Genomic DNA, 14,996 nt, shown 5'->3' on the forward strand with positions numbered 1-14,996 from the left:
CGCCGTCGCCGTCCTCGTCCACCCAGGAGCGCTCGAACATCTCGTCGTGGCCGGAGATGACGGCCGCGACCCCGTACTCCTCGAACAGCGGGCTGTAGACGCGCATCGCGACGCCGGACTGGTTGTCCGCGTGCTCGTGGTTCGGCGGGGTGCCGTGCACACCGTTGGAGTAGGCGGCGTGGTGGAACTGGACGACGACGATCTGCCCCTGCTCGCGGGCGTCGGCCAGCTGCTCCTCGGCCCAGGCACCGCTCGGCGCGGCGCGTAGCGGGGAATTTTCCGGCTTGCTAAGAGCCCATGGGGCACTCGGGTGCTGAGCCTCGAGCCCCGCCGAATCTTAGACGTCCTCCGGCGACGGCTTCTCGACGGCGACGAAAATTCCGTCTCCTCCTCAACTGATCGATCAACGAGTTGGATTGCACACATTGTCCGTTCGATCGGCTGGTCCGCTCGTTTCGTCAAGCCCGTAGGGACCGTCACAACGAATCGGGCAAATAGGTCATTTCGGCTGATAACCGCGGCGGCGCGCGCACGTGCGGACCATCACGCAAATTCGGACGCCGTTCCGAACCTAAATCGGATGGGCCACGCCTAAAGTGGGAGTGCGCCCTGAGGGCGTTCGAAACGTAAAGACAGGACTATGTGATGCCTAAGTTCGTTGTGCCTCCGAGTTGGCCGGCTCCACCGGAAGGGTGGGTTCCACCCGCCGGTTGGCGACCGGACCCGGCATGGGGACCAGCGCCTCCAGGATGGCAGTTCTGGCGCGATGATGAGGACCCCTTAGTAGTAGAGCACGAACGCCCCAGCACCCGCCGGAAAGCCGCAATTGGCGTAGGTGTCGGAGTGGCAGCGCTTCTCATTGTCGGCAGCGTGGTCGCTGGGACCGTCGGTGATCGCTCCGAACAGCAAGAGACATCGCTAACGACTGCAGCCACAGCATCTTCGGACGAGGCGACCAGTGAGGCTGCAGCGGGGGAAGACGCTAGCCGCGCGGCTGAGGAGGAGGCGAGCCGAAAGGCCGCCGAGGAGGAACAGCGCCGCGCTGAAGAGGAGGCGCAGCGGAAAGCTGAAGAGGAGGCGCAGCGCAAGGCTGAAGAGGAGGCGCAGCGCAAGGCTGAGGAGGAGGCCGCTGCCGAAGCCGCTCGGCTGGATCCGGGGACGTACGCCGCGATCAGTGACCGGGACTGGGCGCTTGTCGAGCGTGACCCAGACTCGCACGCCGGAAAGAAGTACGTGCTCTACGGGTACGTCACCCAGTTCGATTCCAACACGGGGCCTTCTACGTTCCGTGCGAACACGGGAGGCGAGGCGAAATCCGACTGGTACGACTATGACGTCAACACGATCGTCAGTGCTGAAGATCCGAGCATCCTCGCGAATGTAGTGACGGATGACATGGTGAAGATGTACGTCGAAGTTGTCAGTTCTTTCAGCTATGACACCACCATGGGTGGGAGTATGACGGTTCCGCTCGTGCAGGTGAATGTCATCGAAGTCACTGGTGGGATGTAAAGGCTTCCCCTGTATGCCGTCCGAGCGGAGGGCCAGGTAACCGCGGACGGCGGAAGCCGCTCAGGAGACCCGACGAGCATGCTGAGCCCCGCAGGACAAAGCGGCCGCGCCCTGTCTCTTCAACCGGGACACGGCCGCTGTCGCGCGCTCCGCCGTCGTCTACAAGACAACGGACCTAGACCTTCGCCTCCCACTCGGGCAGCGCCGGCTTCTCGGCCGCGATGGTGGTGTCCTCCCCGTGCCCGGTCTTGACCACGGTCTCCTCGGGCAGGGTGAGCAGCCGGTCGCGGATGGACGCGACGATCGTCGGGTAGTCCGAGTACGACCGGCCGGTCGCGCCGGGGCCGCCGTTGAACAACGTGTCCCCGGTGAAGACCACGCCGAGGTCTTCCGCGTAGAAGCTGGTCGAGCCGGGGGAGTGCCCCGGGGTGTGGAGGGCGACGAGCGTCGTGCCGGCCACCTCGAAGCGGTCGCCGTCGGCGATGTCCTGGTCCGGGGCGCCGTCGGGGAAGACCGCGTCCCACAGCATGTTGTCCGCGGGGTTGAGGTAGACCGGCGCCCCGACGAGGTCCCGGAATCCGGCGACCGCGCGGATGTGGTCGTCGTGGCCGTGGGTGAGCAGGACGGCCCTGACGGTGCGGCCGGCGACGGCGTTGGCGATCGCCTTCGCGTCGTGGGCGGGGTCGATGACGACCACCTCGGCGTCGTCACCGACGATCCACACGTTGTTGTCCACGTCCCACGTCCCGCCGTCGAGCGAGAACGTCCCCGACGTCACGAGGTTGTCGATGCGGGCGACCATGGCGCCTCCCTTTCTGGAGCGTTGGGCGTCAGTACTTCACGACGGAGCGCAGGACGGTGCCGTCGTGGATCTTGCCGAAGGCGGCCTCGATCTGGTCGGCGGAGATCGTCTCGGTGACGAACCTGTCCAGCGGCAGGCGGCCCTGAAGGTAGAGGTCGACGAGCATGGGGAAGTCGCGCTCGGGCAGGCAGTCGCCGTACCAGGAGGACTTCAGCGACCCGCCACGGCCGAAGACGTCGAGGAACGGCAGGGTGATCTCCGCCTTCGGGTGCGGGACGCCCACGAGGACGACGCGGCCCGCGAGGTCCCGGGCGTAGAACGCCTGCCGGTAGGTCTCCGGGCGTCCGACGGCATCGATGACGACGTCGGCACCGAACCCACCGGTGAGCCCCTGCACCGCGGCGACCACCTCCTCCTCGGAGAGGTCCTTGGTGTTGACGGTGTCGGTCGCGCCGAACTCCTTGGCGCCCTCGAGCTTGGCGTCGACGACGTCGAGTGCGATGATCGTCGACGCCCCGGCGAGCTTGGCCCCGGCGATCGCCGCGTTGCCCACGCCGCCGCAGCCGATGACGGCCACGGACTCGCCGCGCTTCACCTCGCCGGTGTTGATCGCGGCGCCGATGCCCGCCATGACACCGCAGCCGAGCAGGCCCGCGACCTCGGGCGCCGCCTGCTCGTCGACCTTGGTGCACTGGCGCTCGTGGACGATCGTCTTCTCGATGAACGCGCCGATGCCGAGCGCGGGGGTGAGCTCGGTGCCGTCGGTCAGCGTCATCTTCCTGCTCGCGTTGTGGGTGGCGAAGCAGTACTTCAGGTCGCCGCGCTTGCACGCCCGGCACTCCCCGCAGACCGCGCGCCAGTTCAGCACGACGTAGTCGCCGACCTCGACGTGCGTGACGCCCTCGCCGACGGCGGAGACGCGCCCGGCCGCCTCGTGCCCGAGGAGGAACGGGAACTCGTCGTTGATGCCGCCGTCGCGGTAGGAGAGGTCGGTGTGGCAGACCCCGCACGCCTGGACGTCGACGATGACGTCGCCCGGGCCCGGGTCCGGGACCACCACGTCGACGATCTCCACCTCGGCGCCTTCGGCGCGGGCGATGGCTCCCTTGACGGTGTACGGCAATGGTTCTCCTCAGCAGTCACGACCGGGCCGACAGGTGCCGCCCTCTCCCGTCCTCAACCTATGCGGAGAGATCAGGTGGCAGCGAACCGAGCCGCGGCCGGGCTGGCGACGCCGTCGAGATCTGTTCCTCTGCGTGCGCGTCCCTCTTCACCGAGGGTGCGGGTCAGCTTGCCGCGGCGAGCTCGGACTGCGGGGCGCTCGGCCGGATGCTCTGGAGAACAGCGGCGTCGACGGTGGCGGCGGCGTCGATCTCGCCGACCCCGAGCACGAGGGCAAGTTCCGCGACGAACGGGCCGAGCGCGTCCCGAAGCATCTTCGCCTCACCGAACGAGAGCCGCTTCTCCGCATTCCACCGGGTGAGGTCGCGGATCAGGCCGGCGATGATGCGGATGTCCCCGGTGCGCAGCCGGTCGGCGTTCTTCTTGACGCGGCGCGACCACACGGATTCCTTCTCCTCGCTCGGTGCGAGAAGCACGTCGAAGACCTCGCGGAGGCCGTCCGCGTCGAGCAACGGGCGCACACCAAGCTCTTCGGCACGCTCCAGCGGTACTCCCAGGGAGAGCTCGGCACCGTGCACGTCCAGCTTCAGATAACGCTGACGCCGCTCGCCGAGTCTCCGGCTGTCGATTTTCGAGACGGTTACCGGGCCGTGGTGGGGATGTACAAGAACCTGACCAGGATAGAAATTCAACGTGTAGCCCTTTCGACGAAGCGCCGCGCTCGGGTCGGCTCCACCGTCCCGAGGTAGCAGCCGACAACTCCGAGGTGTTTGCGCCAGATGCTGCGGCGCCCGGAGAGGTGGCGTCTGTGCGGCGGAGCAGGAACTTGCGGTTATCCAGGAGGAATTTCGACCTCAGCGAGCCAGCGAGGCAATTATGTCAGAAATTTCTGGAGAAATCTAGACCGAATTTGTTCGGCGGGCGATTAGCCATTTCGGGTGCTCTTCTCAGCCGGCTGCGGTGACATCGGGCGCGCCGCACCTGCGGCCGTCTGCCATTGCCGGCGCAGCACGGCCGATCTCCAGGTCTGCGGCTGGCGTGCGTGGGGCTCATCTATCCCGGTGGCAAGCCACGCTGAGGGGCCCTTGCTCCGGGTTGTCCCGCGGGGGCGGGCTCGGTATCCGTGGAGACGAAGCCCAGGTTGTTTACGCAGAGCTGCGCCCGCTGTAACGCCCAGAACTGGGCGAGCGCTGTGCTCAGTCGCCGAGGCGGCCTCGGCGCGCGGCGTACTCGGTGAGCGGCAGCCGGTCACCGGACTCGATCCCCAGAAGCGCGGCGAGCTCCGGATCGCGGATGGGGGTCGTCATGTCGCCCTGCTTGAACAGGAACGAGACGTCGAGGATGTCGTAGCGGTGCTGCCCGTCAGGAAGCCGCTCCTCGAACCGCGAGGTCGACGGGCCGAACTCGCACTCGGCGTACGCGAAGGTCCGCGTCCTGTCGGCGGCGCGGTCCCACGTCCCCACGGAGGCGACGACGTCGGCCACCGCCTGCCCGTCGACCTCGGCGTTGGAGCGGACGGCGTCGGCAACGGTGCCGGGCATGCCGCCGAGCCGCTCGACCCCGGGCCAGCCGGAGGTCGCCGCTCGTTCGACGAACTCGCCCCAGTCGACGTCGCCACCCACCGTCACGTCGACGCCGCCGCATGGCGCGAGGTCATCCAGCTCGCACGCCGACGCATCGACGACGATCCGGGACCGCCGGGCGAAGATCGAGGCGCTGTCGCTCATATCGCCATCCCACCCCTCGGCCTGAGCTGCCGCAAGGTGTGCGCAAACGCTGGGCAGATCAGATCCTCTGGCCAACACGCGGCAGCGGCGGGCCGGTCACCTGGACCGGCCCGCCGCCTAACACGCCGGAGCTACTTCTTCTGCTGCCCCGGCGCCGTGTCCCGGCCGGGCTGGCACTCGGTCGCCCCCGCAACCGGGGTGCCGTCGTCGTCAAGCGTCACGGTGACGACGTCGTCGTAGACCCGCCGCTCGGTGCGCACGAGGTCGTAGTTCTCGTCCAGGACCGGGAAGAGGTAGACCGGGCTGAGCGTCATCTCGGCGCCGCACCTCGTGTTCTCCAGGTCCATCTGCAGGTGGCCGTAGTGCAGGCCGCCGTCGACGAGCTGCGGGTTGCCGTTCTCGTCCACCTCCCACGTCTCGGGCTCGTCGGCCGCGGCGGTCCACTCGGAGCGGGTGTTGTACCGCAGCGGGACGTACTCGCCGGTCTCGTCCTGTACCAGCTGCTCCCCGCGCAGCCCGTCGGCGGCGACGCCGACGTCGTAGGAGTGGAAGCCGACGCCGTCGCCGTCCTCGTCCACCCAGGAGCGCTCGAACATCTCGTCGTGGCCGGAGATGACGGCCGCGACCCCGTACTCCTCGAACAGCGGGCTGTAGACGCGCATCGCGACGCCGGACTGGTTGTCCGCGTGCTCGTGGTTCGGCGGGGTGCCGTGCACACCGTTGGAGTAGGCGGCGTGGTGGAACTGCACGACGACGATCTGCCCCTGCTCGCGGGCGTCGGCCAGCTGCTCCTCGGCCCAGGCCCACTGCTCGGTGCCGGGGTTGAAGTTGGGCAGGTCGGAGTCCTCGGGGGTGGTTCCGGGGAAGACCTCGGTGAAGGCGCCGTCGTAGTTCTCTGCGGTGAACTCGCCCTGGGTGTCGGTGGTGCGCCGGGCCTCGTTGAGGTTGGTGTCGTCACCGGAGTAGATCTCGCCGGAAAGCATGCCGGTGTCGGCGTCCTCGTCCGGCACGCCGTTGGTGGAGTCGAGGGTGAGGACCGTCAGCGGGCCGTAGTCGACGCGGTGGTAGGAGTCCTTGAACTGCGGGTTCGCCTCGTCGCCGGCGGTGTCGAAGTACTCGTGGTACCGGTTGCGCGAGATGACGGCGGGGCTGCGGTCCTCGTCCGTGCCGTAGCCGCCGTTGAGGGCGGCGTAGGTCTCCCAGTTGCCCAGCGCGGTGATCAGCGGCGTGTGCGTGGCGAGGGTGCCGTACTCGCCGGCGAAGTGGCGCCAGAACTCGTCCCAGGCGGGCTGGTAGCCGGAGCCCTGGGCGAGGTCGCCGGCGATGAGCATGAGGTCGGGGTCGGCCTGCTCGATCCACTGCGTGTTCTCGATCAGCGCCCGCTGCTGGTCCATCGGGTAGCGCAGCGTGAACTCGCCGTAGCGGGTGGTCGATCCGTACTTCTCGGCCCACAGCGAGCCGGGACCGGGCCGCTCAGCCGAGCCGTCGGTGTAGCCGGTCTGCGGGTGCAGCTCCCACTCGCGGTGCTCGACGGCGCCGTAGGGCTCCGTCTCGCTGTCGGAGAAGGCGACGACGCGCAGGTCCTTCCACTTCTCCGCGGTCGGGGCGGTGGCGAACGTGCCGGAGTGCTTCTGCCCGCCCTGCTCGACGGTGTAGCGGTAGGTGTGGTCCGCCTTGAGGCCGTCGAGGGTGACCGCATGCTTGTAGTTGCTGTCGGCCAGCAACCACGAGCCCTGTTCCAGGCCGCGGATCTCCTGGGTGAGCTCGGCCTCGGTGTACTCCATGAGGTCGAGGTAGCGGGGCTCGGAGGTCAGCGTGGTCCTGCCCTCCAGGCCCGGGCCGCTGACTGTCACCGTGCCGGGCTCGTCGGTCTCCGAGACCCAGCTCAGCGTCATGGTGTCCTCGCCCGGCTGCTGCAGGTAGGGCAGCACCCGGAAGCCCGGCTGCGGCGCCGGCGCGGCGTCGACGGCGGACGTGGCTGCGGGGGCGGCGACGGCGCCCGCCCCCAGCGGAAGCGTCGCCATCCCGGCGACGACGGCGATCCGGACGAGTCTCTTCATGGCGTCTCCTGGTCGTGTGGCCCCCTGGGCGCGTCGTCGCGCCCTTCCACCTCACCCGACCGAGTTGACCGCGGAGCACACCGCGCCCAGCCGGCCGGGGAACGCTCGGTGAACGATGCGGACCAGGATGGTGCTATTCCCCTCGCCGCACCACTGGGGGGGGTCGCGGCCGCGAAGGGGCTCGTCGACCCGCTCCGCTAGTTTCCGGACACTCTCGACCTGCGGGTGTGGCCGCCGACCATCACTCTGGCCTCACCCGACAGGCGGCCCGATTCAGCTGCCGTTCTTCGCGGGCGCGGGGAAGTCGACGGACTTGATCATCTCTCCGTCCACGAAGTCCATACCTCCCCGCGCACCCGGTCCTCGAAGTCCTTCATCCGCGCGCGCCGGTGGAGTTGCTCGCCCCGGCTCGTCACCTACGCCACCGAGGCCTACAAGCGCCGCTAGGTCGTCGAACGCCGCGCACTAGTCCGTTTGACGTTAAGGCCCGACGTCGGAGATCGTTAAACGCGCTCGAGCGCGCGGTTACTCGGCTCGTTTGTACCTTGACCCGCCCTGATTTGACCTTCATAGGGACTAAAGAGACACGCGCTAAGGAGCAGATGGTGTGGCAGCGGGCACCGGCCAGCAAGTTGCCCGCCGGGCATGGCTCGAACGGCCCATGCCCGATGGGCAAGGTGTCGAGCGACGGTGTGTCACCTCCCCACGAGGGTGAACTCCTCGGCGGCAGCAGCGTCCGGGTAAACAGTCTTCATGACGCCGTCGTGGTATTGCATGATGTAGTACCCCGCTCGGACGTTCTGACCTGACTCGTCGAACTGGACGCCGTAGTACGTCGGGGTACCGCCGTCGGGGATGTCCAGCGCGCGAGCAGCGCTGAGGATGGAGTCCGGGTCCCCGGGGTCGGCGTTCGGCAGCACCTCCTCGAACAGCACGTACGCTCCGTGGAACCCCATGGTGGCGTGCGCCAGCGGTGGCCGGCCGATCATTTCCTCGTACTTCTCGATCCACTCGGATTGGGTGACCGAGACGTCGTCGTTCAGGAGCTCGTCCGTGATGCCCAGCGGAGCACCGTCACCGGCGAGGACGCCGTTCACCCGGTCCCCGAGCGCCTCTGCGATGCAGGCGTCGTGAAACCGGCCCCGGAGCCAAACACCACGCTCGGCTCGAAGCCGAGCTCCTGCGACTGCTTCATGAGCAGGATGGCGTCGTTGACGTACGAGATCGCGTAGAGGAACTCCACGTCCGCGTTCTTCAGGTTCTCGATCACCGACGACAGGTCGTTCGCGGTCGCTGTGTACGGCAGGTCGGCCACCAGGTTCCAGTCGTTGTCCCCCGCCATCTGCCGCACCGCGTCGGCGGACGAGGTTCCGAACGCGCTGTCCTCATAGACCATCCCGACCCGGACATCGCCGAAGTTCTTTCCCATCGCAGGTCCGACGACCTCCTCGAAGAACTGCGCGGCGGTCTCCTGGTACGCCGGGAGGGCGACGCTGATGTTGGTGCGGAGGAGGTACTCCAGGCCGCGTTCCGTGGTCTCGGCGGCCGCGCTACCGGTCTCCCAGTACACGGTGCCGTTGCGGTTGGCCACCTCGGAGGCAAGGATGGCGATACCGCTGGAGTAGGAGCCCATGATCACCGACACGTCCGGATCCATGCTCAGGGTTCCAGCGACTGCCACGGCGTCCTCGGGCGTCGGCGCGTCGCTGACCTCAAACTCGATCGGGCGCCCGTCGATCCCGCCCTATTCGTTGACGAGTTCCTGTGCAACCTTGTAGCCGTTGAACATCTCGTTGCCGAGCGCGGACAGGCTTCCGGTGAGCGGGAGCAGCACACCGACGGTGATCGGATCCTCGCCGCCGGCACCATCCGGCTCATCCCCGGCGCCGGACGAGCACGCCGCCAGCGCGAGCGCGACTCCCGCTCCGAGAGCGACGATCTGATGACTGCGAGAGACCTTCACTCCAACAGCTCCTATGCGCATCATCGGGCATGTGGTCGCGAACCTCCGCGGCGGAGGTCTGCCATCGAGACGCGTTCCTGCTGCATGAGCAGGAACGGTGACACCCATCGCGACCGGGACGAGGTACCCCTGGGCTCGTGTCGCGGGGCGTCGCTCACCGATCCGCGTACGGATCGGGTGTCAATGTGTACTTCACAGAGAGGTACTCGTGGATCCCTTCGGAGCCGCCTTCTCGGCCGATGCCGGACTGCTTGACGCCACCGAAGGGCGCTGCGGCGTTGGAGATAGCGCCGACGTTCAAGCCCATCATCCCGGTCTCGAGCCGGTCGATCATCCGTTGGCCACGCGCGGGGTTCTGGGTGAAGACGTAGCTCACGAGGCCAAACTCGGTGCTGTTAGCGAGCCGGACGGCCTCGTCCTCGTCGGTGAACGGGACGATGGCCAGCACGGGGCCAAAGATCTCCTCGTGAAGGATGCGGCTGTCCGCGGTGACGTCGGCCAGGACCGTGGGCTCGAAGAACGTCCCCGGCCCCCCCGTGGCCTTCCCGCCCGCGCGCAGCAAGGCCCCCCGGGCCACGGCATCTTCGACGAGGTCGCGAGCCTTGCTCACCGCACGATCGTCGATGAGGGGGCCGATCGTCACCCCATCCTCGGTGCCGCGCCCCGTGCGGAGCTCGCGCACCCGTGCCGTGACACGCTCGGCGAACTCATCAGCGACCTTCTCGTGCACGAGGAACCGGTTCGCGGCGGTGCACGCCTGGCCGATGTTGCGGAACTTGGCGAGCATGGCGCCGTCGACGGCACGGTCGAGGTCTGCGTCGTCGAACACGAGGAACGGCGCGTTGCCCCCCAACTCCATGGAGACCCGCAGGACGGAGCTGGCCGCCTGCCGCATGAGCAGCTTGCCCACCGGTGTCGAGCCGGTGAAGCTGAGCTTACGCAGACGCGGATCGCTGAGGATCGGCTCAGAGATGCCGGCGGCATCGGTCGTCGTCACCACGTTGACGACGCCGTCCGGCAGGCCGGCCTCCTGGAGGATCTTGGCGAACGCGATCGTGGTGAGCGGGGTCAGCTCAGCTGGCTTGATGACCACGGTGCACCCGGCCGCGAGCGCCGGGGCGATCTTGCGGGTGGCCATGGCGAGCGGGAAGTTCCACGGGGTCACGAGGTAGCAGGGCCCGACGGGCCGGTGGGAGACGATCATTCGCCCGGTCCCCTCAGGGGTGTCGCCGTAGCGGCCGGTGATACGTACCGCTTCCTCACTGAACCACCGCAGGAACTCCCCGCCGTAGGTGACCTCGGCGCGGGCCTCGGCCAGCGGTTTGCCCATCTCAGCCGTCATGAGTAGCGCGAGGTCCTCGGATTTCGCCTGCAGCAGCGTGAACGCTTGCCGCAGGATCTCGGCGCGGGCCCGGGGTGGGGTCGCCGCCCACGGGTCAGCGGCCGCGACGGCGGCATCGAGTGCAGCGACGCCGTCGGCGGGCGTGCCGTCCGCGACCTGCGTGATGACGCTTCCGGTCGCCGGGTCGATGACGTCCAGCCACGCGCCAGACGTGCTCGCACGCCACTGACCACCGACGAACAGCCGACCCTCCAGATCGGCGAGCACCTCGCTCGTGGTTGCCACCAGACCTCCTTGCTCGTACTTGTCGGCACCCGCCGGGCGCCCTGGAAGCACCCGGGCCCGCTGCGACGTCGCCGCCGCGGACCCGGGGGCTCACTTGCTGGCGACCTGCTCGTGGCTCACGCCCGCCATCGTGGTCTGGATGGTGAGGTAGGACTCGGTGAGGTTGGTCTTCACGACCAAGACGCTGACACCGTCGTTCTCGCAAGCGGCGGCGACGCCGGTGCGCACCTCCTCGTCCGAGGTGGCTGTGATCGCGGTGCAGCCGATGGCCGCTGCGATCGCCCCGAGGTCGAAGGGAGCGAAGTCCGCGAGGAAGGGCCGCTCGCCCTGACCGTGCTTGACCCAGCCGAGCGCCTGGTTGTCCATGACGACGACGAGCAGCTTGCGCTTGTTTTCCACCGCCGTCATCAGCCCATGGAGGCTCATCGCGTAGCCGCCGTCGCCGGTGACGGCGACGGCCTGGCGGTCCGGGTGGGTGTAGGTCGCGGCAAGCGCGGCGGGGACCGCGTACCCCATGCCGCCACCGCCATTGGGCTGCATGAGCACCCCGTTCTGGCGGGTCTGGTAGTCGTGCAGCATGAAGATGCGGTTTTCCCCGGCGTCGCACATGACGACGGCGTCGGCCGGCAAGGTCTCCCCAAGGGTCCGGGCGAGCTGACGAGGGTTAACCACGCGCGCGCCCGGGTCGCTGGGGGCGATCTCCTCGAAGTAGCCCACCCGCTCGCGCACTTGCGCAACCCGCATCCGGCCACCGGCAGCAACGCCCGTCGCCGCCGCGGTCAGACGGGGCAGTATGTCGCTGACGCGGCCGAGCAGCCCATGCGCGACGGGATGAGTCCAGTTGATGTTGAGCGCCTCGACATCGATCTGGACGATCGTCTGCCGCCCGGCGTTTATTAGCTCGGGCTTCTCGTCGATGGTGTCCGTGGAGCCGAGCTTGGTCCCTACGGCGATGATGAGGTCGGCGTCGCCCACGATGGTATTGGCAGAGTTCTGCCCGAAGGACCCCATGACGCCGGCAGCAAGCGGGTGGTCCTCGGCGAACACGCTCTTGCCGCTCGTGGTGGTGGCGACGGGGATGTCGAGGGCCTCGGCGAACGTGAGGAGTGCGTCGAGGCCGGCGTCGTCGCGCACCCCGTTGCCGGCCACGACCACGGGACGCTCGGAGCCGCTGATGGCGGCCGCGGCGTCGGCGATCGCCGCGTCGGTGGTGGTCGGCACGGGTGAGAGGTAGTTGCGATCGATGAAGACGCGGGTGGCGTCAGCTTCGGTGAAGTTGTTGAGCAGCGCGTCGCTGTGGAAGACGACCGCGACCGGTCCGGGCTCACCCTCGAGGGCGTGCTTGGCAGCGAGTTGGGTCATCTGCACGGCTTGGACAGGGTCGGTCGCGACAAAGGTCCGCTTGGTGATGGCGGCCATGGCGGCGGGGAGGTCGTACGCGCCGTATCCGCCGAAACCGGACTGGTACGGGCCGTGGTGGGAGTAGGTCCCGCCTTCGGTGGTGTCGATGAGGACGACCATCGGGGATGAGCCGAGGTGGGCCTCCATGACTCCGATGCCGCCGGCGCCGAGCACCCAGGCGCCCTGGGCCATGACGACGGCGACGCGCCCGGAGAGGCGGCCATACGCCTCGGCCATGACGGTGCCGATGGACTCTTCGCGGACAAGTACGCTCTCGACGGTGTCCTGGTGGTCGCGCAGGGCGTCGTAGATCTGGACGGTGTGCCCGCCCGGCATGCCGAAGACGATGGGCTTCTCGAAGGTGGCGATGACCTCAGCGACACCCTGGGCGCCCGTGGTCGATGCGGTGATGGTCGTCATATCACTAACTCCGTTGTCGATCGGTAAGAGGAAGGATTCGGGTCTAGAGGGTGGAGCCGCCATCGACGGGGATCACCGTGCCGGTGACGTAGGCGCCGAGGTCGGTAGCGAGGAACTCGACCACGCCGGCGCAGTCCTCGGGGGTGCCGAGGCGGCGCAGGGCGACGCTGTCGGTGAGCTGTTCGCCACCGATGGTGTCGAAGAGCGGCATGAGGCGACCGGTGCCGATGTACCCCGGTGCGATGCAGTTGGCTGTGATGCCGTAGGGGCCGACCTCCTGTGCCAGATACCTGGTGTACATGGCGATCCCGGCCTTTGCGGCGCCGTAGTGGGCGTAGCCGCCCGTGCGGTCGGCGCGGCGGCCTGCCTGGCTGGAGACCGTGATGAGGCGGCCTGAACGTTGCTTCTTCATTGGCGCGGCGGCGGCCTTGCAGGTGTAGATGGTGCCGTAGAGGTTGCGCTGCAGGACGCCGTCGAGGACGTCGTCGGCGACCTCGGTGGCCTTCGTCTCGGAGATAGCGCCGATCCCGCCGCCCGCGTTGCAGACGGCGATGTCCAGTCGACCCCACGCGTTCAGGATCTCGTCGACCGCGGCCTGCATGGCCTCCGGCTTGGTTACATCCGCCTCGATGGCGAGGGACTTGCGACCAAGGGTCTGGATCTCGGCTGCGGTTGAGTCTCCCTGCATCGAGCTCTTCTCCAGCTCGAAGGCCTCGTAGGACTTGAGGTCAAAGTCGAGCACGGCGACGTCGGCACCCAACTCGGCGAGCCGAAGCGCGTAGGACCGCCCGATCCCGCGCCCGGCGCCGGTTACCAGCGCGGTCCTTCCCTGAAGCTTCAAGTTTCCGTTCTTCACGTCTGTCCTGCCCTTCGTCCGGAAGTGAAATGGGTTCGTGAGTGCAATGGTCGAGACGGCGCCTCAGGTATGCGCGATCTCGGCGATGCCGAGCATGACGTCCGTGAGCCCCGGGTCGTTGAGCAGGCCGACGCCGGTCCCCTCCATGACGACCTGTCCCTCCTGCAGCGCGTACCCGCGGTCGCAGATGCTCAGCGCGTGCCGGACGTTCTGCTCGACGAGCAGGATCGTCGTGCCCTGCTGCCTGATATCCGTGATGAGCTCGAAGAGCTGGGAGACGATGATGGGGGCGAGCCCGAGCGAGGGTTCGTCTAGCAGGAGTAGGCGGGGCTGCGCCATGAGGGCCCGGCCGATCGCGAGCATCTGCTGCTGGCCACCACTCATTGACCCGGCCCGTTGTCTGCGCCGTTCCTGCAGCGCCGGGAGCAGCTCGTAGATCCACTCCTCGGTCTCCTTCGACCGGCCCCGGGCGTTCTTCGCGAAGGCCCCGAGCCTGAGGTTGTCCTCGACCGTGAGATAAGGGAAGAGGTGCCGATTCTCCGGAACCTGGACAAGGCCAAGCTCGGGGAGGGTGTGGGCGGGCTTGCCGTGGATCGGGGCGCCGTCGAAGGAGATGGTGCCGGCACTGATGCGGTGCACCCCCGAGATCGCGTTCATGAGGGTCGTCTTCCCGGCGCCGTTAGCGCCGACGAGGGCGACGATCTCTCCCTCCTGGATCTGCAAGGTCGCACCCTTGAGCGCCTGGACCTCGCCGTAGTGGAACTCGACCGCATTCACCTCAAGCAGTGGCATAGCTCTCTCCCAGGTAAGACTCGATGACGCGGGGATCCTTCATGACGTCGTCGGGCAGGCCGTCGGCGATCTTTCGGCCCTGGTTCATCACGACGATGCGCTGGGCCAGCTGGGTGACCGCGCGCATGACGTGCTCGACGACGACGATCGTGACGCCCGAACGGTTGATGCCTCGGACGGTCTCGATGAAGCTGTCGAGCTCAGCGGGGTTGAGGCCGGCCATCATCTCGTCGAGCAGGAGGACCTTCGGCTGGGTCGCTAGCGCACGCGCCACCTCGAGCCGCTTGCGGCTGGACAGCGTGAGGCTTGCGGCGGAGACTTCGGCGAGGTCTTCAAGCCCGACGAGTCGGATGGCGCGCATCGCAGCCTCGCGGGCGGTGTCCACCGCAGCGGTACGGACGAACGCCCCGACCATGACGTTCTCCAGGGCGGTCATGCCCTGCAGCGGACGGACCACCTGGAAGGTGCGCGCCACTCCCAGGCGGCACATGTCGTAGTCCCGCGTGTTGGTGACGTCCTGGCCAAACGCTGTGATTGTCCCCAGCGTCGGCCTGAAGGCACCGGCGATGAGGTTGAACATCGTGCTCTTGCCGGCGCCGTTGGCGCCGACCAGGGCGAGCAACTCACCGTTGCGCACCTCGAGGTCGACCTCATCGACCGCCTTGACGCCGCCGAAGTGCTTGCTGACCTTGATGGCGGTGATCACGGACTCGG

14 protein-coding genes are annotated in these 14,996 nt (G+C 68.0%); 1 reads left to right on the forward strand and 13 read right to left on the reverse strand.

The genetic code is table 11. From position 1 onward, the window contains the following. Window positions 1-843: 843 nt before the first annotated feature. Window positions 844-1,512 carry a hypothetical protein gene (locus tag KZX45_RS05785; protein WP_248256777.1) on the forward strand — a complete coding sequence of 223 codons (669 nt, stop codon included), beginning with the start codon at window positions 844-846 and terminating at the stop codon, window positions 1,510-1,512. 175 nt (window positions 1,513-1,687) lie between these two features. Here the strand turns inward: KZX45_RS05785 and KZX45_RS05790 are convergent, their stop codons facing one another. The 13 genes from KZX45_RS05790 to KZX45_RS05850 all read right to left on the reverse strand — a co-directional run bounded on the left by KZX45_RS05790 (window position 1,688) and on the right by KZX45_RS05850 (window position 14,988). After that, complete coding sequence (locus KZX45_RS05790; protein WP_248256778.1) at window positions 1,688-2,314, reverse strand: MBL fold metallo-hydrolase; 627 nt, start codon at window positions 2,312-2,314, stop codon at window positions 1,688-1,690. A 28-nt stretch (window positions 2,315-2,342) separates the two neighbouring features. Beyond that, on the reverse strand, window positions 2,343-3,437 hold the full coding sequence (locus KZX45_RS05795) for an S-(hydroxymethyl)mycothiol dehydrogenase (protein ID WP_248256779.1): 1,095 nt from the start codon (window positions 3,435-3,437) through the stop codon (window positions 2,343-2,345). A gap of 163 nt (window positions 3,438-3,600) precedes the next feature. Next, window positions 3,601-4,128, reverse strand: coding sequence for a CarD family transcriptional regulator (locus tag KZX45_RS05800; RefSeq protein WP_248256780.1), 528 nt, complete (start codon window positions 4,126-4,128; stop codon window positions 3,601-3,603). A 504-nt stretch (window positions 4,129-4,632) separates the two neighbouring features. Then, window positions 4,633-5,163 carry a hypothetical protein gene (locus KZX45_RS05805; protein WP_248256781.1) on the reverse strand — a complete coding sequence of 177 codons (531 nt, stop codon included), beginning with the start codon at window positions 5,161-5,163 and terminating at the stop codon, window positions 4,633-4,635. Between the two features lie 131 nt (window positions 5,164-5,294). Continuing rightward, window positions 5,295-7,223 carry a metallophosphoesterase gene (locus KZX45_RS05810; RefSeq protein WP_248256782.1) on the reverse strand — a complete coding sequence of 643 codons (1,929 nt, stop codon included), beginning with the start codon at window positions 7,221-7,223 and terminating at the stop codon, window positions 5,295-5,297. 695 nt (window positions 7,224-7,918) lie between these two features. Beyond that, on the reverse strand, window positions 7,919-8,320 hold the full coding sequence (locus KZX45_RS05815; RefSeq protein ID WP_248256783.1) for a hypothetical protein: 402 nt from the start codon (window positions 8,318-8,320) through the stop codon (window positions 7,919-7,921). Then, a complete protein-coding gene (locus tag KZX45_RS05820) occupies window positions 8,317-8,961 on the reverse strand; it encodes an ABC transporter substrate-binding protein (protein ID WP_308221717.1) in 645 nt (214 codons plus the stop codon). Before KZX45_RS05820 ends, KZX45_RS05815 begins: the two co-directional genes overlap by 4 nt. Before the next feature lie 6 nt (window positions 8,962-8,967). Further along, window positions 8,968-9,186: an ABC transporter substrate-binding protein gene (locus KZX45_RS05825; RefSeq protein WP_248256785.1), complete on the reverse strand. Its 219-nt coding sequence runs from the start codon at window positions 9,184-9,186 to the stop codon at window positions 8,968-8,970. Between the two features lie 154 nt (window positions 9,187-9,340). Continuing rightward, window positions 9,341-10,813, reverse strand: coding sequence for an NAD-dependent succinate-semialdehyde dehydrogenase (locus KZX45_RS05830; protein ID WP_374112557.1), 1,473 nt, complete (start codon window positions 10,811-10,813; stop codon window positions 9,341-9,343). A gap of 90 nt (window positions 10,814-10,903) precedes the next feature. Next, window positions 10,904-12,634, reverse strand: a complete 1,731-nt coding sequence (locus tag KZX45_RS05835; protein ID WP_248256786.1) for a thiamine pyrophosphate-binding protein — start codon at window positions 12,632-12,634, stop codon at window positions 10,904-10,906. 43 nt (window positions 12,635-12,677) lie between these two features. After that, window positions 12,678-13,475, reverse strand: coding sequence for an SDR family NAD(P)-dependent oxidoreductase (locus KZX45_RS05840; protein ID WP_248256787.1), 798 nt, complete (start codon window positions 13,473-13,475; stop codon window positions 12,678-12,680). Between the two features lie 78 nt (window positions 13,476-13,553). Continuing rightward, window positions 13,554-14,282: an ABC transporter ATP-binding protein gene (locus KZX45_RS05845; protein ID WP_248256788.1), complete on the reverse strand. Its 729-nt coding sequence runs from the start codon at window positions 14,280-14,282 to the stop codon at window positions 13,554-13,556. Then, window positions 14,269-14,988 carry an ABC transporter ATP-binding protein gene (locus tag KZX45_RS05850; RefSeq protein ID WP_248256789.1) on the reverse strand — a complete coding sequence of 240 codons (720 nt, stop codon included), beginning with the start codon at window positions 14,986-14,988 and terminating at the stop codon, window positions 14,269-14,271. Before KZX45_RS05850 ends, KZX45_RS05845 begins: the two co-directional genes overlap by 14 nt. Between the last annotated feature and the right edge of the window lie 8 nt (window positions 14,989-14,996).

Source organism: Georgenia sp. EYE_87 (genome assembly GCF_023148685.1).
Taxonomy (GTDB): Bacteria; Actinomycetota; Actinomycetes; order Actinomycetales; family Actinomycetaceae; genus Georgenia.